Genomic DNA, 611 nt, shown 5'->3' with positions numbered 1-611 from the left:
CTGGTAGAACGCTGATGTGACGCGGCGTGAGCTCAACGATGACGAGTGGGGCCTGATCGAGCCGTTCTTGCCGATCGGCCGGTCCGGCCCTTATCCGCAGCGGTTGCGTGAGCAGTTCGAGGGTGTGATCTGGCGGTTCCGCACCGGTAGCCAGTGGCGGGAGATGCCGGCCGAGTTCGGCCGGTGGCAGACGGTGTACGACGCGTTCACGCGCTGGCGTAACGCCGGGGTGTTCGCCGCGCTGATGGCCGGGATGATCGCCGAGGCTGCCGGGCGCGGGCAGGCGGACTTGTCGCTGGTCAGCGTGGATTCCACGGTGGCCCGTGCGCATCATGACGCGGCCGGGATGGCGGTGGACCCGGGGGTGTTGGCGGCGCTGGAGCAGGCCGCCGCGGCCGAAAAGGGAGGCCGATACCGGACAAACCGCGCTGACCGGTGAAGGGCAGGCTGAGCGGGAAGAGCGTCGGCGCACGCGGCGTCGGCGTCGGGTCCGACTGGCGGCAGCCGCGCTGGGCCGCTCACGCGGCGGGCTGACCTGCAAGGTTCACCTGGCCTCGGACGAGCGCTGCCGACCGCTGGCGTTCGTGCTCACGCCCGGCCAGGCCGCCGAC

The 611-nt window shown here is 71.5% G+C and carries 1 pseudogene; it reads left to right on the top strand.

The window, feature by feature from the left end:
* Nucleotides 1–16: 16 nt before the first annotated feature.
* Nucleotides 17–611: pseudogene (locus ABD466_RS44305) on the top strand (transposase); the annotation flags it as partial.

The sequence above is a fragment of the Catenulispora subtropica genome (assembly GCF_039531675.1).
Classification (GTDB): domain Bacteria; phylum Actinomycetota; class Actinomycetes; order Streptomycetales; family Catenulisporaceae; genus Catenulispora; species Catenulispora subtropica.
Note: the sequence above shows the minus strand (reverse complement) of the source record. Positions and strands in the feature narration are given on the sequence as shown.